Raw genomic sequence first — 19,158 nt, 5'->3', positions numbered from 1 at the left:
ATAGCAATGTTACCGCCGAAAGCGCTAGAATGTGCGGTTATTCCCCTTTTAACCTTTATCAGTCAGTGTCGATAAAACGCCAATGAAATCACATATCCAATCTTTGCTTGAACAGACAGTAGCCACTTTGAAACAACAGGGGCTGATCCCCGAAGAGACTGCGCCAAGGATTCAGGTAGACCGAACCAAGGATAAGAGTCACGGCGACTTGGCCACCAACCTGGCCATGATGCTGACCAAAGCTGCCGGCAAGCCGCCTCGGGAGCTGGCACAACTGATCATCGACAACCTGCCTGCGTCAAGCCATGTGGCCAAGGTAGAAATAGCCGGCCCCGGCTTTATCAACTTCTTTATTGATGACAATGCCCTGGCCAAACAGCTGCAGGCGGCACTGGCCGACGAGCATCTGGGTGTGAGTCTGCCCAAGTCGCAAACCGTGGTAGTGGACTACTCCTCCCCTAACCTCGCCAAAGAGATGCACGTAGGTCACCTGCGCTCCACCATCATTGGCGACAGCGTTGTGCGGGCGCTGGAGTTTCTCGGTCACAAGGTGATCCGCCAAAACCACGTCGGCGACTGGGGTACCCAGTTCGGCATGTTGCTGGCCTATATGGAAGAGCTGCGGGCGCAAAATGGCGAAAACGCCAACCTGGAGTTGTCGGATCTGGAAAGCTTCTATCGTGCTGCCAAACTGCGTTTCGACGAGTCGGCCGAATTTGCCACCCGCGCCCGCCAGCTGGTAGTCGAGCTGCAATCCGGTGACGAGTACTGCAACAAGCTGTGGCGTGAGTTCAACGATATCTCTCTGAGCCACTGCCATGACGTATATCAGCGCCTGGGCGTCAGCCTGACCCGCGCCGATGTCCATGGTGAAAGTGCTTACAACGACGATCTGGAACAGGTGGTCAAAGATCTGGATGCCCAAGGCTTGCTGTCTGAAAGTAACGGCGCCAAGGTGGTATTCCAGGAAGAATTCCGTAACAAAGACGGTGAAGCCCTGCCGGTGATCATTCAGAAGGCTGATGGCGGCTACCTCTATGCCACCACAGACCTGGCGGCCATGCGCTATCGCTCGGGTGCCCTGCATGCCGATCGCGCCCTCTACTTCGTGGATCTGCGCCAGGCGCTGCACTTCCAGCAAGTGTTCAGCCTGGCCCGCACCGCAGGTTTTGTGCGCCCGGAAATGACACTGGAACACATGGGCTTTGGCACCATGAACGGTGAAGATGGCCGACCATTCAAGACCCGCAGCGGCGGGGTGGTGAAACTAGTGGACCTGCTCGATGAAGCCAATGTCAGGGCGCTGGAGCTGGTACGCAGCAAGAACCCCGACATGGACGAAGACACTCTGGCCGAAATCGCCCGAGTGGTGGGCATCGCCTCGGTGAAATACGCCGATCTGTCGAAGAACCGCGCCAGCGACTATATCTTCAGCTTCGATCAGATGCTGAGCTTTGAAGGCAACACAGCGCCATACCTGCTGTACGCCTATACCCGGGTTGCCGGGATCTTCAAGCGGGCCGAAGATGTGGATCTGAGCAATGCCGTTATCGCTCTGGAACACGACAAGGAAAAAGAGCTGGGCAACAAGCTGGCCCAGTTCGGTGAAATCCTTGCCCGTATGGTCGACAAGGGCCAACCCCATGTACTTTGTGGTTATCTGTTTGAACTGGCCGGAGCCTTCTCCAGCTTCTACGAAGCCTGCCCCGTGCTGGCGGCCGATAACGAAACCCAGAAGCACAGCCGTCTGCTGCTGTCTCAGTTGACCGCCAAGACCCTTAAGCAGGGCCTGTCACTGCTGGGTATCGAGACTCTGGAGCGCATGTAATCCATGGGACGCGATTACGCCAATAGCAAACCCAAGCCCCGCAAGCCAGCCAAGCGAGGCGCTCGCAAGCAACCGCAGCCCAGGCAAGGCTTTCCTGTGCTGTTGCTTGTGGTGGTAGTGGCCGTGGTGGCCGGCTTTGGCTATTTCCTCTGGAGCCTGAAGAGCAGCGCCCCCGAGGCCGAAGTGGCTAAGCCTCAGCCACAGACTAAGCCGGTGCCACAGAAGAAAGACCCCAACGCCTTGCCGCCCAAGCCCAAAGAGGAGTGGACCTACCTCAAGGAGCTGGAAAACAAACAGGTAGAAGTGGATCTGCCGGAAGAGAGCAACAAGCCATCTCGCCCTTATCAGATGCAGTGCGGTTCCTTCCGGGTGCAATCCCAGGCCGACGAGATGAAAGCCGTGATCGCCTTCCAGGGGCTTGAAGCCCAGGTGCGCAAGGTGCAAGGCACCAGTGGTGTCTGGTACAAGGTGGTACTCGGCCCCTATGACAGCAAGCGCGATGCCGAGCGGCAGCGCCACGTGCTGCAAAGAGCCGGTCTCAACGGCTGTATGATCTGGTTCTGGGAAGATTAAACTCCCCTCCTCAATTTAAAGGCTGCAAACAATAAGATTTGCAGCCTTTTTGTTTTTCAGCACGAAAGCCGCTGCCGGGCACTTGATATTCCTGTCCCCAACCCCATATAGAAAACTATCACCTCATTAGTTGGCCTTGCTGTGCCCCCAATGGGCCGTTTCATGCAGCAGCCCCTGGGGATTTGACCCATGACGGACGCGCCGTCCGCCCGAGAAGAGGATCTATCGTGACCACTATCGTATCTGTACGCCGTAATAATCAGGTTGTTGTCGCCGGTGACGGCCAAGTGTCTCTGGGCAACACTGTGATGAAAGGCAATGCCCGCAAAGTACGCCGCCTGTACCACAATAAAGTATTGGCCGGTTTTGCCGGTGGCACCGCCGATGCCTTTACCCTGTTTGAACGCTTCGAGGCCAAACTGGAGATGCATCAGGGGCATTTGATGAAGTCGGCGGTCGAACTGGCCAAAGACTGGCGCAGTGACAGAGCCCTGAGAAAACTCGAAGCCATGTTGGTGGTGGCCGATCATGAAAGCTCACTGATCATCACAGGTAATGGCGATGTGGTGCAGCCGGAGCATGATCTTATCGCCATAGGCTCAGGTGGCAACTATGCCCAGGCCGCGGCGTTGGCGCTGCTGGAAAACACCGAACTGGGTGCCCGTGATATTGCCGAGAAGTCGCTGACCATAGCCGGCGATATCTGCGTATTTACCAACCAGTTCAAGACTATAGAAGAACTGAATTACTGATCCCGAGCGTGAGGAAGTATTATGTCTGAAATGACACCCCGCGAAATCGTCCACGAACTGGACGCGCACATCATAGGCCAACAGAAGGCCAAACGCTCTGTCGCAGTAGCCCTGCGTAACCGCTGGCGCCGCATGCAGCTGGATGCCGGCTTGCGCCAGGAAGTGACCCCGAAGAATATTCTGATGATAGGCCCAACCGGTGTTGGTAAGACAGAGATCGCCCGCCGTCTGGCCAAGCTGGCCAATGCGCCTTTTATCAAGGTTGAAGCGACCAAGTTCACCGAAGTGGGCTATGTGGGTAAGGAAGTGGAGCAGATCATCCGCGATCTCACCGACGCCGCGGTCAAACTAACCCGCGAGCAGCAGATGAAGAAGTGCCGCTCCCTCGCCGAAGAAGCCGCCGAGGAGCGGGTTCTCGATGCCCTGCTGCCCAAGCCAAAGAACGATTGGGATCAGGAAACCGAGGACAAGTCCCACACCCGCCAGGTGTTCCGCAAGAAACTGCGTGAAGGCCAGTTGGACGACAAAGAGATCGAAATCGATGTCTCGGCGCCGCAAATTGGTGTCGAAATCATGTCGCCTCCCGGCATGGAAGAGATGACCAACCAGCTGCAGAGCCTGTTCCAGAACATGGGTCAGGGACAGAGCAAGCGCAAGAAACTCAAGATCAAGGATGCCTACAAGCAACTGGTCGAAGAGGAAGCCGCCAAGCTGGTCAACCAGGAAGATCTCAAAGAGCAGGCTATTGAGCTGGTCGAGCAGCACGGCATAGTGTTCCTCGATGAGATAGACAAAATCTGTAAGCGCGGCGAAACCTCAGGCCCGGATGTGTCCCGCGAAGGGGTACAGCGTGACCTTTTGCCGCTGGTGGAAGGCTGCACAGTCAACACCAAGCACGGCATGGTAAAGACAGACCACATTCTGTTTATCGCCTCCGGCGCCTTCCAGATGAGCAAGCCATCGGATCTGATCCCCGAACTGCAGGGCCGTCTGCCGATTCGGGTCGAGCTGGATGCCCTGACCGCCTCCGACTTCAAACGGATCCTCACCGAGCCCCACGCCTCGCTCACCGAGCAGTATGTGGCCTTGATGGGCACCGAAGGAGTCAGCATCGAATTTACCGAGTCGGGTATCGACCGTATCGCCCAGGCCGCCTGGCAAGTCAACGAGCGTACCGAAAACATTGGCGCCCGTCGGCTGCACACTGTGATGGAGCGGCTGATGGAAGACATCTCTTTCGAGGCCAGCGACAAGTCCGGCAGCAAGTTTGTTATCGATGCCGAATATGTCGATGCTCACCTGGACAACCTGGTTCAGGATGAAGATCTGAGTCGCTTCATTCTGTAAGCCGGTCTTAACACTGAAAACAAAAAAAGCCGCCTTAACTAAGGCGGCTTTCAATACAAACCAAATAGGTTACTTACCTTTTCCTTTGCGGCTTAACTCAGGGGTCACAGTGATAAGTTCAGAGCAGATATTGCTGCCGGCTTCACATACCTTGTATTCAAAGCTTTCGGCACTGCTGTTGAAACGTTCCTTATAGCTGCCTCTATCTCGGGTACTGTCGATCAGTTGACCATCACGATAAATGTCGACGGCTCGGGCTGACGAGCCATTCCAGTTCAAGTTGACATTCACCTTGCTACCGTCTGTACTGCCGGCACCACTGAGGCTGATAGCCGCGGCAACGCTCACCTGCTTGCTGATGCTGTGACTGGCGCCACTGTTGTCTGTCACTGTCAGCGTCACCTCATAGCTACCACCAGAGGCATAACTGTGGCTTGGATTGGCCAGTGATGAAATATTGCCATCACCGAAGTCCCAAGCCCAAGCGACCACAGCCCCATCATTATCACCGGAAGCATCGGCAAAGTTCACATCCAGATGATTCACCTGGAAGCTGAACTCTGCGCTTGGCAATTCATTCACAGGCGCAGCTTCCACTGTCAAAGTTACCAGGGCCACACCATTGGCAGCCTGGCTATCGGCTGCGCTGGCCGTCACTGTATGCTGCCCCACGCTCAGGCTGTTGGTGCTAAAGGACGCGCCTTGACCAATCAGGCCATCCAGATCGGATGTCCACTCCAGGGTATTAGCTACATCACCATCTTCCGCATCGTTGGCAGAGCCCATAAAGGCCACAGTGTCACCCTCAATAAAACTGCTGCCCCCCACTGGAGCGCTAATACCAACAACCGGAGCTGCGTTAACAGGTGTGCTACCAATACCGTCGTGGGTAAAAGTCAAACTCCATTTGTTCAGTCGACCTGCGTCACCGCTCCATTCATCCCTAATGACCAATTGCCAAATACCTGTAGCTACTTCTCCATTAAACTCAACAGGATAGAATGTTTTAATCAGATCGCGGTAGTTATCGTTCGGACCGCGCACATCGAAGATCTCAACCGTAGTACCGTTCGGAGACACCAAATGGATCAACAAGTCGTTGTTGAAGCCATGCATAATATCCACAAACAGGCTCATGTCCTTGATCTTCACACCAAGGGGAACATTAATCTCAGCTACCACACTTCCCATATCAGGGATGGATTGAACCCTGCTGTCCTCATAGGAAACAACGGTGCCGTCACTAACAATGTACAGAAAGAACTCACGGCTGCTCACCACACCTTGACTGTCAAAGGCTGTCACTGTGATCTGGTGAGTCCCCTGGCTCAAATCCGAGCGGGAGAAGTTTCCACCTGTGCCGATTTGACCATCGAGGCTGGAAGTCCACACCAGTGAGGCACGAACATCACCATCTTCTGAGTCGGTTGCATCAGCAACGAAATTGACTACATCACCCGGCAAATATAGAGCATTTTGCAGGTTAGCACCTATAGTCACTGTAGGAGGCAGATTGGTACCAGGCTGAGATCCACCTGTAACATCCATGCTCCAACTTTTGAGAGTACCGGTATCACGGAATCCTGAATCTGTGACGTGAAGAATCCAATCACCTAAAGCCTCTTCCAGATCAAAGTCTTCCACTGCATAACTGGCTACCAGGTTATCAGCACTGCCGCCGGTACGATTATGCAGGGTAACTGTGCGACCGCTGGGCGAAGTCAAAGTCACCAGCAAATCACCTATATAGGTATGTGCTATGTCCAGATTGACCACGAGGTCCGTCAATGTCAGGTTGATTGGTACATTGATTACGCTACTTACACCATCGGCATTGTCATCGGGGATCGCCAGCGGATTTTCATTGCTGTAGGTAGTGCTGAACGTACCGGCAGGATACACCAGCAGACTGACATCGATACTCTTGTGGATATCACCATCAACTGCATTAATAGTAATGATGTGATTGCCCAGGGTAGTATTGACATCTGTGGAGACTGTCATTGTGGTGCGACCATCGGCCGGTACTGTGTTACTGGAGAAGCTCACCGCTGCATTCAAGCCCGCTGGCACATCAGCACTGAAACTGGCATTGCCGTTATAGCCACCCACGGCGTTCATGTCGATATCAAAGGTCACAGACGAGTCTTGGTTCACAGTGCGACTGGCAGGACTCACCAGCAGATAATAACCAGGACCACCGGCACCGGCCATGTTCAAGGCACTCTCCAGGTTCAAGCGCTTACCTGTCACGGTTTTACCTTCCAATGCTGCAATGGGGTCGCCAGAAGACATTAGGATATTCTTGACATCGGCCGTAGTCAGGGTTGGATCGGCGGCCAAAATCAAAGCGGCAGCCCCTGCCACATGGGGAGTCGCCATGGAAGTCCCGCTCAGGGTATTGTAATCACTCCCTGGAACAGTGGAATAAACATCCGAGCCTGGAGCCCCCATATCAACCGTATTAAGCCCCCACTGAGAGAAGTAAGACATTTCATCATCGCGAGTAGTAGAGGCAATGGCCATCACATTGGGTACATCATGGTTGGCGGGCCAGCTGTCATTGACATCATTATCAATCGCATCATTACCGGCCGCGGCGACAAACAGAATGTCGGCATTATTGGCTGCCGTAATAGCATCTTCCAAAGCCTGGCTGAATGAGCCACCGCCCCAGGAGTTGTTCAACACTCGGATATTTACGCCACGGTTTTTCAAATCAACCATGTAATCAATACACTGAATACCATCTGCCGTGGTACCACCTTGGTTACCCAGGAAAGAGCAACCTACCATGGCAGTATTCCAGTTGACCCCAACCACTCCCGAGCCATTATTGCCGGTCGCCCCTATGGTTCCCGCAACATGCGTGCCATGGTAATGGGTATCCTGCGGATTGCCGTTATCATTAATGGCTGAAATACCGTGAATATCATCAATATAACCGTTGCCATCGTCGTCGATACCGTTATTGGGGACCTCATTGGGATTCACCCAAATATTGTCTCGCAGATCCGGGTGAGTGTAGTCAAAACCTGTATCTATCACCCCAACGACTACCTCTCGCGAGCCCATTTCCATCTCCCAGGCCTGCTCCGCATTGATTTTTGGCATACCCCACAACTGGCCGTAGCTTGGATCGTTGGGGATAACCGAAGGATAAAATCTGTGGTTGAGTTCAGCGTATTCGATGTGGGGGTTGTGCTTGAGCCGTTCCACCATAGCGCGGGCATCCAGCCCCCGGGGAACTGTCAATTCAGCCAGTCGACCCTTGGCAATATGGCGAAATCGATCATCAACGCCATCATGGTTTTTATCTTTGAATGAAGAACCGAATTGAGCCATTAACTGCTTACGGTCCGCTTTCTTTGCGGTTTCTTTGAATTTAACAATAACAGAGGCATTATCGAAGTCTTGTTTGGGTTCTAGTTTCTTGGCGGCAAGTGACGGAACCGTCACTGCCATCAGGGAAGTAGAGAGCATGGCCAAAGTCAATCGGCTCAAGCGAGTATGCGGCTTTCTCATTTGTAGTCTCCTGTGATTAAGAGTGCTCGCTATAATCGTTATGTATGCGAACACATACAATCTAGACACGAAACAAACAAAATTCAAACAAAAAAGAAACTTTTTTAACAATAGCGTTCTTACACCATCACTCCAAGCAAAGTGGATCCTCAGCAGCAAAAACTAGCTGAGTCTCACCAGGGTAAAGAACTGAAGAACGCTAAGATCCGCTTAAAAACAGCAAGGAATGTTATGAAGTGTATCTAAAGAAATACAATTTGATGGCAGGTATATTTAGCAGGAACAAGAAGTTAACAGGGCCAAACGAGTTCGAATCTCGCCCCGCCCATTGGACTATCGCCGACACGAATTTGCCCCCGACTATTTTCGGCCAATCGTCGAGCGATGGCCAACCCCAAGCCTATACCGCCGGTGGCACGGGTGCGACTGGGATCGAGACGGATGAAAGGTTCAAAAATCCGTTCTCTTTCTGCAGTCGGCACCCCGGGACCATCATCGTCCACTATGATATTCACCTGCCCTTGTTCAAGCTGACAACTGAGCCGAACCTCTTGATGGCAGTGTCGCAATGCATTGGATAGCAAGTTGTTTATTGCCCATTCCAAATGCTTCTTACTGGCAATGACAGATATTTCAGGATCAACTGGCGTTAAGGTGATCTTTTTCTCGGGGAACAAGGGATGCTGCCTTACCACCAAAGTTTGCAATAATGGCGCCAGCGACAAAGACTCTGTTGGCGCTCGCCTCGGACTTCCTTCGGCTTTAATCAGCTTGACGATTTCACGGATCAGCTCATCCAACTCTTCCAGGCCCCGCAGTACCCTGTCTTCCAATTGCGGCCTTTCGTCCTCCTCGGCTTCGATGAGCATATCAAAAGCCAGTTGCACCCTGGCCAGTGGCGCCCTGAACTCGTGCGCCACTGCCTGCATTAGATCGCTTTGCATCTTTATCGAGCGTTGCAAGGCTTGATTTACCCGCGATTGACTATGACGACCATAGAGCAGCAGCAGAATAGCCGCAGCCGCTACCAGCGCCACGATCCAAAGATTGCGGGTAAACTTTTGTTGTTTGATAACCTCTTGTTGCAAGGCTTTCTCGCCTTCCAGCAAAGTGATTTGTCGCTGGCGTTTTTCATCTTCAAATGAACTGCGCAGCCATGCCAGACGCTCACTGGAGTTGGCATTAAAAAGCGCATCATTGATACTTTTAAACTCTTTATGGTTTAACAACGCCTGGCGATAATTACCTTTACGTTCATGTATTTTTGACAAGAGTTCATAGGTATCTCTGAGCTGACCACGATCGCCACTGGCAAGCGCCAATTGCAATGCCTGCTCGGCTCTTTCACGGGCAATATCCACATCGTTGGTCGCCAAAAAATAATCAGCGAGACTCAGCCTTCCCTGGGCTTGCAAGGCGACCAGCCCCAATCGGTCGGCTGTAGCCAGGCCTCGCTCCAGATAACGCCGGGCAATAGGATACTCGCCCATGTCCAAGGAAAGCTTACCAAGACTCATTAAAGCCGTGGCAGTGACATTACCGTCTTTAAGCTCTTCACCATAGATCAGAGCTTGTTTCATGGCAGCCTTGGCCGCCACCTTTCTATTCAATTTTTGCTGCACTGTCCCGAGAGCTGTCAGCGCCTGTGCCATTCCGGTCTTGTCATCCAAGGCCTCGAATCCCTGCAGTCCCAATTGCAACTGCGCCATAGCCTCCTGCAAATCACCTATGTGCTCATAAGTGATCCCCATATTGTGATGCAATTCCGCCACGCCTGACTTATCATCCAACTGCTCCCTGATCCTCAAAGACTCCTGTTGATTTGCCAGCGCTTCACCAAAATCGCCCAAAGTCGCATGAATACCTGCAATATTATTCAACGCCAGCGCCAATGCTCTTGAGTCGTCCAGTCCTCTATGTAGATCCCTGGCCTTGGTAAAACACTCCAGTGCCAACTGATATTCAGCCTTATCACTGTAGATAAGACCCATATTGTTGTAGGTGGTCGCTTCAAAAGAACTGTTTTTCAGGCTATTGGCAACTGTAAGCGCTCTCTGATAATAGGTTAGAGCCTTATCCAACTGACTCTGACGCCAATAAATCAGACCGGCGACATTGAGCGGTACCACCAAGATCTCAGCTTGCTGCTGCTCCTCGGCCAAAGTCAACGCAGCTTCGCCAAAGTCCGCAGCCTCGGCAAACTCCCCCAACATCATTTTCGCCCAGGCCAGATTACTGAGCGCCATCACCTCGGAACCTGGGTCAGGCTCAATTTCCAGTAGTCGCAGAGCCTGTGTACTGTAGTCTATGGTTTTGATTGGGTCTTGATGGCGTGAGGCGGCAGCCAAATCAAGCAGTTCGAGGATTTGACTATGCTCATCCGAGACCAAAGATGAACGTTCCGCTTCCTGACAAGATGGCAGCAATATCAGCAGTAACAATCCCAAGAGCCAGGGCATTAACGCCCCAGAACGGCCTTGAAATCTGGAAACTACCAAGAAGACTTTCATCTTAACTCAGGGTCAGTACGTAGCCTTGACCACGTATCGTTTTAATTAGGGAGGGTTCTTTGGGATCATCATCCATCTTGCGTCGCAGATGAGAAATTCGAAGATCTATAGTGCGCGGTGTGCTGTCATAACCCAGCTCTTTAAAGTGTTCGCAAATAGCATCCCGCGCGAGAGTCCGGCCAGCATGTTTGCTCAAAAGCCACAGCAGTTCAAACTCGGCCAGGGTAAGTTCAAGATCTTGGTTATTCAAACTTGCAGTCCGCTCCAGCTTGTCCAGACGCAAACCATTGACAGCCAAATGGGTCTCACTCTGATTTGCTCTTGGTTCCTGAACTTGGCTTTCTTGTCGTTCCGAGCGGCGCAGCAAGCTGCGAATACGCGCCAACAGCACCCGGGAACGAACCGGCTTGGCAATATAGTCATCCGCTCCGGTTTCAAGCCCGGCAACTTCATCAATATCATCCCCTAACCCGGTTAACATCAGGATGGGGCCGGGATAACGACTACGAACTTCGCGACAGATAGAAAGTCCATCCATCTCTGGCAGCATGACATCCAACACCACCAATCGGGGGCGTTCGTCAATAATGCGTCTGGCGGCATTTACACCATTGGCTTCGGTTCGGACCTCAAAGCCATTCTTGGTCAAAAAGCCACTCAGCAGCTCTGTTAATTCCTGATCGTCATCAACCAACAGGATAAATTCACTCAAATCCATGATGTCACATCCCCGAAAGCTATGAATTTGATTGTATGTAATTATGTACAAAATTCAAACTTTGTATCTCAAGTGTGATTAATGCTTCTCAGGGGAAGGGCCCAAAAAACGGTCCGAGGGCAACTCCAGATACAAAGTTCAGCTTGGCACAAAATCCAAAGGTGACAACCTGGGGTGTCAGCATCAAGCCGAGCAAAGGCAGATTTTAAACAGGCACAGTAGCCAAACTTTGCCTCAAACCCGGTAATTCTTTATCATCCCCTCCTTTGCCCAAGCTGGAACCCAAGCAATGAAACTGACTCTGCTGACTCAAGAGCTATACAGCAAGCTCTACCGGGATATTCACGAATTCCGAACCACCTTCGATCTGCCGGTCGACTCTCCTGAGACCCTAGATGCCAAGGCAGACACTCTGCACACCTCACTTATCAGCGAAGAGCTGACCGAACTGGCCGAAGCCGACGACAAGGTTGAACAGGCCGACGCCATAGTCGACAGCGTGTATGTATTGATGGGACGCTTGGTGCACTTGGGCTGCACCCAAGTCGGGGAGCGACTGGAGATCAGCTACCTGATAGATCTGCTGCTGCAGGTTGCCGCCAACAAAGCTATCGACTTTGAGCCCTACTGGGATGAAGTGCATGCCAGCAACATGAGCAAGGTGTGCCGCAATGAGCAAGAACTGGCCGACACCGTGGCCCACTATGCCAAGCAAGGGGTGGAAATTGTCGGTAGCCGTCAGGGTGACTTCCTGATAGCCAAGTGCGCCAAAGATGTGGAAATGACCGGCAAAACAGTGCGCCAGGGCAAGGTGCTCAAGTCTGTCTATTATCGTCCAGCCAACCTCAAGGTTCTGGTGTAACGCTCGGCGTTCAATCCTAAACTGGCACTCGCCTTTGGGGAACCAAACAGGTTCCCAACCGCTCGCCCACAAAAGCAGACTCCAGGTCTGCTTTTTCAGCGTTCAAAACTGTGAGTGCTTCATCGTTAGAACTTCACCAAGGTCCCTTTCAGCGCCACCCCGGCCATGATAGCCCCGGCACCACACTCATATTCAGTTTCGCTGGCAAACTCACGCTTCTTGTAATAGGACTGGATATTGACCACAGCGTCCATCCCCTCACGCTCGGCGCGCTCCTGCAACGCCTTTAGGGCACTCAACATCACCCACTCACAAGCTTCGCGATCTGACTTGCCAAAGGCATTGGTCTTTTTATTGGTGATCACCTCGCCATAGCTCTTGCTGATCTCCGGATGCGCCTGAGTGGCAAAATACAGTGGCACATCGTAAAGGGCTTCTTTGGCCTTCTCGGTCTGCAGCAGTTCCTGCACCGGATATTGGGCTATGGTATCTCGCGCCGCGGCGTTGGCACTGACCATTAGGGCCAGCAGCGCCAGAGCAAGTGATTTTTTCATCTATATCTCCCTTTTGCGGCTCTACGCCGCAGTCAAAGCTTTGATTGCAGTCCATCTTAAGATAGGGTCACTCCACCGGTTGCAGGAGTGACTAATTCGCAATGATACAACCAGTTACATACACTAGACCAGAAAAAGCTCAAGCCCTGATAAAGGCCGCCATCAACTCACGGGTCAAGTCGGCGGCGGGAATTTCCCGACATCCCTCCGGATTCTGACCACACCAGAGCGGGCTGAAGTCACAGCAGTCGCGTGCTTCTGCCGCGGCGCGCAGCGGCGCAATGGCATTGGCCGCCAGTGGAAAGTCCGGCGCTTGCCCCAAAGGCCCCAACTCACGCATCAAACGGGTCATTATGCCCCTGGCCGGACGGCCACTGTAGAGATTGGTCAGTGCCGTATGGCGATTCATTTGCGGATCTTTCAGCGCTTGGCGATGCAGTTCACTGATCTCGGCCTCCGGGCACAGGAGATAGGCCGTACCCACCTGCACCCCGGCCGCCCCTAAAGCCATGGCCGCCTGCACTCCGGCGGCGTCGGCAATACCACCGGCGGCAATCACGGGCACCTTCACCGCCTGTACCAGGCGCGGTAACAGGGCAAAAGTACCGCTATGCTCAGTCAAGTCATCACTGAGGAAATGGCCTCTGTGACCACCGGCTTCCAATCCCTGGGCTATGATGGCATCCACGCCTCTGGATTCGAGCCATTTGGCCTCAGCGACGCTGGTTGCCGAGGCAATCACCTTGGTGCCCCAACTCTTGACCCTGAGCATCAGTTCGGTGGAGGGAAGCCCGAAATGAAAACTCACCACTTCGGGACGAAAGGGTTCTATAACCGCGGCAACCTTGGCATCGAAGGGACGCCGCTCAGCACCGCCGCCGAGTTCTTCGACCTCGAATTCACGGTAATAAGGCGCCAGTTGCTGCAGCCAGGTACGCAAACGCTCGGGTTGTTCCTCGGGTGGCTTATGGCAAAAGAAGTTAAGGTTCAGCGGCCGGTCACTCTGACGCCTGAAGCTTTCTATTGCCAGCTTGAGTTTGTCATGGGATAACATGGCGCAGGGAATGGAGCCAAGCGCACCGGCAGAAGCGACCGCCAAAGCCAGCGGCACTCCCTGAGCACCGGCCATAGGTGCTTGAATAAGCGGTAATTCAATACCAAAGAGTTGTTCTATCAACATACCAAGACTCCTTCTTGCTTCAGTCCTCAGCAGCACCTCTTGCCGCTGCTTGGTTTACTAACCCGGCTGTTCAGACTAACGGTTGGCAGTGGTTTGCACCAGCAAAAACGCCGCGAGAATCGCGGCGTTGATAGTCAAACTCAATGTCGTTCAGAGCAGGTAATCCATCCCCAAGGCGACAAACAAAGCCATACCCGCCCAGTTGTTGTTGAGAAACGCCTTGAAGCAGGGTGCCCGCTGCCTGTCATAAATCAGCTTCTGCTGATAAAGTCCAAAGCCGATAAAGGCCAGTAGCCCTACCAGATAAAGGGCTCCTCGCTCGGCCACATAACCTGCAGTCATAAAGCAGGCCAGCGCCGCCAGCTGAAACAGGCCGATGATCTGCCTGTCGTAACGGCCGAACAGAATCGCGGTGGACTTGATCCCCACCTTGAGATCATCGTCCCTGTCCACCATGGCATACATGGTGTCGTAGGCTACAGTCCAGAACCAGTTAGCGGCAAATAGCCACCAGGCTTCGACAGGGACTTCACCTGTCTGGGCGGCATAAGCCATGGGGATCGACCAGCTCCACACTGTGCCGAGGAACATCTGCGGCATATTGGTGTAGCGTTTGGTGAAGGGATAGATGATAGTCAGCAGCATACCGACAAGGGAGAGCTTCACCACCAGAGGGTTAAGCAGCAACACCAGACCAAAGGCAAACAGCCCCATGACGACAAACAAGCCCAGCGCTTCTTTGACCGTGACCTCGCCACTGGCCAAAGGTCTGGCCTTGGTGCGCTCGACATAGGTGTCCAATTCACGGTCTGCATAGTCGTTGATGATGCAGCCGCAGGCGCGCATCACAAACACACCTATGATAAAGATGATCAACACCTTGAGATCCGGTAAGCCCCCGGCCGCCAACCACAGCGCCATTAAACAGGGCCACAACAGCAGAAAAGTCCCTATGGGTCTGTCCAGTCGCGACAGACGGGCATAGACGTCAATTTTTTCCCTCAAGTTCATCGGTAGGCTCTCCAACACATCTCAGCCTTAAATTTGCCAAGCATTATGACTCAGCAACAGTGTGATTGACACCGCAAAACGCGAATTTTCCTATGCGGGCTGTCAGCACGCGGTTAACTTGGCGTAGGCCACCACCAACCACTTACTGCCGAAGTCATCAAAATTCACCTGCACCCTGGCCTGTGCGCCCTGGCCTTCAAAATTGGTCACTATCCCCTCACCGAATTTGGGATGCAGCACCCGTTGGCCGACATTGAAGCCCGTGTCGTTGAAGCTGCTTTGCGACTTGCTGAACCTGTTATTGGCCATGGGGGTGGCCACCTGCGCCTTGAGACGAATTTCCTGCAGGTACTGAGGCGGGATCTCCTTGATAAAGCGCGACGGCCGTGAATAGTTTTCACGGCCATAGATGCGGCGCGACTCGGCATAGGTGATATACAGCTGCTGCATGGCGCGGGTCATGCCCACGTAACACAGGCGCCGCTCTTCTTCCAAACGATCGCCCTCTTCCAGCGACAACTGACTGGGAAACAGCCCTTCTTCAACACCGGCCATAAACACCAGCGGGAACTCCAGCCCCTTGGCCGAGTGCAGCGTCATCAACTGCACCGCATCTGTGTGGGCATCAGCCTGGCCTTCTCCCGCCTCCAGCGCCGCATGGGATAAGAAGGCGTTCAACTCCCCCATGTCCACCAGCTCTTCCGGCACTTCGAAGGTGCGCGCCGCGGTGACCAGTTCCTCGAGGTTTTCCACTCTGGCCTGGGCCTTTTCGCCCTTTTCCTGTTCATACATGGCCTTGAGCCCGGAATCCTGGATCACTCTATCCGCTTGGCGATAGAGAGGCAGCTCTTCGGTGTCACTGCGCAGCTGCACTATCAAGTCCATAAAGCCACGCACCGCATTGGCGGCGCGGCCTGCCAAGACCTTCTCTTCCAACAAACGGACGCAGGCCTGCCACAGAGTGAGTTGCTGCTGCCGGGCTGTGGTTCTGAGAATATCCAGGGTGCGATCGCCTATACCTCTGGCGGGAGTGTTGACCACCCGCTCGAAGGCGGCATCATCATCGCGGTTGGCAATCAGACGCAGGTACCCCATGGCATCCTTGATCTCCTGACGCTCGAAGAAGCGCAAACCGCCATAGATACGATAAGCCAGCCCCTTGTGCAGCAAGGCCTCTTCCAATACCCGTGATTGAGCATTACTGCGATAGAGGATGGCGCAGTCACTGAGACTGCCGCCCTTGTCCTGCCAGTCGCCAATGCGGCCTATGATGAAGCGGGCTTCATCCATCTCATTGAAGGCACAATAAACTGAGATGGGTTCACCATCGACATCTTCGGTCCACAACTGTTTACCCAGCCGATCCGGGTTGTTGGCGATAAGTTCGTTGGAGGCCTTGAGAATATTGCCGCTGGAGCGGTAGTTTTGCTCCAGGCGAATGGTTTCAGCATTGGGAAAGTCCTGCAAAAACTTGTGCAGATTTTCCACTTGGGCGCCGCGCCAGCCATAGATGGACTGGTCATCGTCGCCCACTATCATCACATTGGCGCTCTTGCCTGCCAGTACTCTGATCCAGGCATATTGAATGGCGTTGGTGTCCTGAAACTCATCCACCAGAATATTGCGGAATCTATCCTGATAGTGGGCCAGAATATGTTCCTTGTTGAGAAACAGCTCGTGAGCCCGCAAGAGTATCTCGGCAAAATCCACCAGCCCGGCACGATCACAGGATTCCTGATACACCTGATAGATTTGAATCAGCCTCTGTTCCATGGGGAAAATCCCACCATCAAGATGCTTCGGGCGTAAACCTTCATCCTTTTTACCATTAATATAACTGGCCACCATCCGCGGCGGATACTGCTTCTCATCCAAATTCAGGCTCTTGAGAATACGCTTGAGCAAGCGCAGCTGATCATCCGAGTCGAGGATCTGAAAATTCTGCGGCAGGCCAGCATCCTGCCAGTGAGTACGCAGCAGACGATGGGCCAGACCATGAAAGGTACCAATCCACATGCGGCCCATATGGTTGCCGACTATCTTCTCCAGCCGCTCCCGCATCTCGGCGGCCGCCTTATTGGTAAAGGTCACCGCCATAATGGAGTACGGGCTCTGGTTTTCCACCTGCAGCAGCCAGGCAATCCTGTGAGTCAGTACCCGGGTCTTGCCGCTACCGGCTCCGGCGAGCACCAGCATGCTCGATTGAGGTGCGGCTACCGCCTCACGCTGCTTGTCATTCAGGCCATCCAATAAAGAAGATACGTCCATTCGCGCCTCCACAAAAACGAGCGCGCATTATAGCAGGAAAGACCCATTGCTCCTACGCGCCTTGGCAGGCTACTGATAGAACCGGACTCAAGGTAAGAGGGCAAAACAGAGTCGGCTTCATCGGTATTTCCCCTACTTTGTTCAAAAACAAAATACAGTCTCAAAAGTTCATATTAAATCATTACTAAATAACGACTTAATAATATTAACAATCAAAAATACTAAAAGTTAAAACATTTACCTATTAAATTGCCACAACTCACAGTTTATAACAGAGCAAAGACCTAGGATCTTGAAACATTCACTATATTTTTCATGCATTTGTTTGGGAGCCGGGTTTTGAACCAAGCCATCTTTTCCAATCTTTCTTTGCGCAAGTTGTTAATCACCTTGTTTGCTGCGCTTTTAGCACTGTTTTGCCTGTCATTGGGCACCATTGGCTATCACCTAGAGGAGGTGAAAAGCCAAATAAGCCTGCTGGAACGTGAGTACCACAGCAATGATCAGGCCGCCTCTTTACTGCAACTGGTATCCGGCCTCAGACGGGAACAGCTGGGTTACAGCTTGAGACGGGTACTGAATGCTCCCATGAGTGAGGAGTCACGTCAGTACCTTCAAGATCAGACTCTGGCGATCAACTCGGCATTACAGCAACTTAAACAGGGTGCCGGACAAGATACCCTGGTGCAGCTGCACAAGCTGGATGCGCCGCTGCAAGCCTTTATGGGACTGCATAAGCAGTTTTTGGCTCAAGACAGCAACGACCTTGCGGAAAACACCGCCAACATGCTGACCTCCATGGAATCCTGGCATATTTACAACAATGTCGAGACCGAGCTCAAAGCCTTGATGGAGCTGGAAACCAATAAGGTCAGCTCTGCCAGAAGCGCCAGTGAACAAGCGATTCAATCCCTCAGCAGTAGTTTGGTTATCGTCTTCTGTCTCTTTGTAACCCTGGCACTGGGAGCCGGCTGGTTCCTGCTGCGACGAATCTTTATCCCCCTTGGCGCCACCACGCAAGTGCTGGAAAAAATCGCTTCGGGCGATCTCGCCAGCGCCATCCCGATGGAGAAATTCAGCGGCAGCGAATTCAAACACCTGGCAGAAACTCTGGGACAGATGCGTACCACATTGCATGAAATGATCTCCCAGATAGGCGCCGCCTCGGTACAACTGGCTGCGGCTGTGGAGGAGATGACTGCTGTCGCCGCTGAATCTGCCGAGGAGATGCAACAGCAGCGCTCTGAGGTCGATCAGGTAGCCACCGCTATGACAGAGCTACAGAGCTCGATTGCCGACATCTCCCGCAACACCACACAAACGGCCGATCAAGCCAACCAAGGGGTGCAAGCCACCACTGAAGGCCAGCAAGTGGTAATGCAAACTCTGGATACCATTCAAAGTTCAGATGCAGAAATCACCGCCGCCAGCGAAGTGATAAATCAATTACAGAAAGACTCAGACTCCATAGCCATGGTGCTGGAAGTGATCGCCCAGATAACGGACCAGACCAACCTGTTGGCCCTCAATGCCGCCATCGAAGCTGCCAGGGCCGGTGAAGCCGGCAGAGGCTTTGCAGTAGTGGCCGATGAAGTACGCACCCTCGCCAGCCGCACCCAAAGCTCGGCGCTGGAAATCAAAGGCACTATAGAGCAGCTGCAACAAAGGGCTCAACATGCCAATGAAGTGATGCAAAAGAGCCGTGAACGTATGCAAGGCAGTGTCCGCTGTGCCAATGAGGCCAGTGATGCGATTGAAAGGATTAGTGCCGCCATCAGTATCATCAACGATATGGCAATTCAGGTGGCCAGTGCCACCGAACAACAGACAGCGGTTACCGGCGAGTTGGGGGTCAACATCACCAATATCAGTGATGCCGCCTCCAGGGTGTCAATGGGAACAGGGCAGGTATCTCAATCCAGCCAGGAGCTGAGTCAGTTAGCCCACAATCTGGCGCATTTGATCAGCCGTTTTCGCACCTGAAATGAGATCTTTGTCACAATCAAGCGGCCACAACGGCCGCATGATAA

At 53.1% G+C, this 19,158-nt stretch carries 13 protein-coding genes; 6 read left to right on the top strand and 7 right to left on the bottom strand.

The features are described 5' to 3' along the window. Window positions 1-82: 82 nt before the first annotated feature. The 4 genes from argS (at window position 83) to hslU (ending at window position 4,500) form a co-directional block, all read left to right on the top strand. The gene (gene argS, locus AYI96_RS01815; protein ID WP_144360879.1) at window positions 83-1,828 is read left to right on the top strand and encodes an arginine--tRNA ligase; all 1,746 of its coding nucleotides are present in this window, start codon (window positions 83-85) and stop codon (window positions 1,826-1,828) included. A 3-nt stretch (window positions 1,829-1,831) separates the two neighbouring features. Next, a complete protein-coding gene (locus AYI96_RS01810) occupies window positions 1,832-2,401 on the top strand; it encodes an SPOR domain-containing protein (RefSeq protein WP_039034831.1) in 570 nt (189 codons plus the stop codon). Window positions 2,402-2,628: 227 nt separating this feature from the next. Further along, entirely contained in the window at window positions 2,629-3,153 is a 525-nt protein-coding gene (hslV, locus tag AYI96_RS01805; RefSeq protein WP_025009255.1) for an ATP-dependent protease subunit HslV, read from the top strand. Window positions 3,154-3,174: 21 nt separating this feature from the next. Next, the gene (hslU, locus tag AYI96_RS01800) at window positions 3,175-4,500 is read left to right on the top strand and encodes an HslU--HslV peptidase ATPase subunit (RefSeq protein ID WP_100142985.1); all 1,326 of its coding nucleotides are present in this window, start codon (window positions 3,175-3,177) and stop codon (window positions 4,498-4,500) included. A gap of 69 nt (window positions 4,501-4,569) precedes the next feature. Here the strand turns inward: hslU and AYI96_RS01795 are convergent, their stop codons facing one another. The 3 genes from AYI96_RS01795 to AYI96_RS01785 all read right to left on the bottom strand — a co-directional run bounded on the left by AYI96_RS01795 (window position 4,570) and on the right by AYI96_RS01785 (window position 11,253). Then, on the bottom strand, window positions 4,570-8,025 hold the full coding sequence (locus AYI96_RS01795; protein WP_071476146.1) for a S8 family serine peptidase: 3,456 nt from the start codon (window positions 8,023-8,025) through the stop codon (window positions 4,570-4,572). A gap of 290 nt (window positions 8,026-8,315) precedes the next feature. Then, window positions 8,316-10,484 carry a tetratricopeptide repeat protein gene (locus tag AYI96_RS01790; protein WP_186299992.1) on the bottom strand — a complete coding sequence of 723 codons (2,169 nt, stop codon included), beginning with the start codon at window positions 10,482-10,484 and terminating at the stop codon, window positions 8,316-8,318. A 52-nt stretch (window positions 10,485-10,536) separates the two neighbouring features. Then, window positions 10,537-11,253 carry a response regulator transcription factor gene (locus AYI96_RS01785; protein WP_039034834.1) on the bottom strand — a complete coding sequence of 239 codons (717 nt, stop codon included), beginning with the start codon at window positions 11,251-11,253 and terminating at the stop codon, window positions 10,537-10,539. 289 nt (window positions 11,254-11,542) lie between these two features. Between AYI96_RS01785 and AYI96_RS01780 the strand changes: the two genes are divergently transcribed. Then, window positions 11,543-12,115 (top strand): nucleoside triphosphate pyrophosphohydrolase family protein, encoded by a 573-nt coding sequence (locus AYI96_RS01780; protein ID WP_144360877.1) that lies wholly within the window; start codon window positions 11,543-11,545, stop codon window positions 12,113-12,115. Between the two features lie 125 nt (window positions 12,116-12,240). Here the strand turns inward: AYI96_RS01780 and AYI96_RS01775 are convergent, their stop codons facing one another. From AYI96_RS01775 to uvrD, 4 genes are all read right to left on the bottom strand, one after another. Beyond that, window positions 12,241-12,669, bottom strand: a complete 429-nt coding sequence (locus tag AYI96_RS01775) for a hypothetical protein (RefSeq protein ID WP_025009251.1) — start codon at window positions 12,667-12,669, stop codon at window positions 12,241-12,243. A 139-nt stretch (window positions 12,670-12,808) separates the two neighbouring features. After that, window positions 12,809-13,849, bottom strand: a complete 1,041-nt coding sequence (locus tag AYI96_RS01770) for an NAD(P)H-dependent flavin oxidoreductase (protein WP_039034836.1) — start codon at window positions 13,847-13,849, stop codon at window positions 12,809-12,811. Window positions 13,850-13,999: 150 nt separating this feature from the next. Further along, entirely contained in the window at window positions 14,000-14,860 is an 861-nt protein-coding gene (ubiA, locus tag AYI96_RS01765) for a 4-hydroxybenzoate octaprenyltransferase (RefSeq protein WP_039034837.1), read from the bottom strand. A gap of 102 nt (window positions 14,861-14,962) precedes the next feature. Further along, window positions 14,963-17,128 (bottom strand): DNA helicase II, encoded by a 2,166-nt coding sequence (gene uvrD, locus AYI96_RS01760; RefSeq protein WP_039034838.1) that lies wholly within the window; start codon window positions 17,126-17,128, stop codon window positions 14,963-14,965. A 339-nt stretch (window positions 17,129-17,467) separates the two neighbouring features. On the opposite strand from uvrD, the gene AYI96_RS01755 reads away from it, so the two are divergent. Continuing rightward, window positions 17,468-19,111, top strand: coding sequence for a methyl-accepting chemotaxis protein (locus AYI96_RS01755; protein ID WP_233962916.1), 1,644 nt, complete (start codon window positions 17,468-17,470; stop codon window positions 19,109-19,111). The last annotated feature ends 47 nt before the right edge of the window (window positions 19,112-19,158 follow it).

Origin of the sequence: Shewanella sp. MSW, from assembly GCF_007636515.1 — a bacterium.
GTDB classification, from domain to species: Bacteria; Pseudomonadota; Gammaproteobacteria; order Enterobacterales; family Shewanellaceae; genus Shewanella; species Shewanella indica.
Note: the sequence above shows the minus strand (reverse complement) of the source record. Positions and strands in the feature narration are given on the sequence as shown.

Coding starts and splice junctions, on each gene's coding strand:
- argS (WP_144360879.1), top strand. CDS start 83: ATGAAATCACATATCCAATCTTTGCTTGAACAGACAGTAGCCACTTTG.
- AYI96_RS01810 (WP_039034831.1), top strand. CDS start 1,832: ATGGGACGCGATTACGCCAATAGCAAACCCAAGCCCCGCAAGCCAGCC.
- hslU (WP_100142985.1), top strand. CDS start 3,175: ATGTCTGAAATGACACCCCGCGAAATCGTCCACGAACTGGACGCGCAC.
- AYI96_RS01795 (WP_071476146.1), bottom strand. CDS start 8,025: ATGAGAAAGCCGCATACTCGCTTGAGCCGATTGACTTTGGCCATGCTC.
- AYI96_RS01790 (WP_186299992.1), bottom strand. CDS start 10,484: ATGCCCTGGCTCTTGGGATTGTTACTGCTGATATTGCTGCCATCTTGT.
- AYI96_RS01785 (WP_039034834.1), bottom strand. CDS start 11,253: ATGGATTTGAGTGAATTTATCCTGTTGGTTGATGACGATCAGGAATTA.
- AYI96_RS01780 (WP_144360877.1), top strand. CDS start 11,543: ATGAAACTGACTCTGCTGACTCAAGAGCTATACAGCAAGCTCTACCGG.
- AYI96_RS01775 (WP_025009251.1), bottom strand. CDS start 12,669: ATGAAAAAATCACTTGCTCTGGCGCTGCTGGCCCTAATGGTCAGTGCC.
- AYI96_RS01770 (WP_039034836.1), bottom strand. CDS start 13,849: ATGTTGATAGAACAACTCTTTGGTATTGAATTACCGCTTATTCAAGCA.
- ubiA (WP_039034837.1), bottom strand. CDS start 14,860: ATGAACTTGAGGGAAAAAATTGACGTCTATGCCCGTCTGTCGCGACTG.
- uvrD (WP_039034838.1), bottom strand. CDS start 17,128: ATGGACGTATCTTCTTTATTGGATGGCCTGAATGACAAGCAGCGTGAG.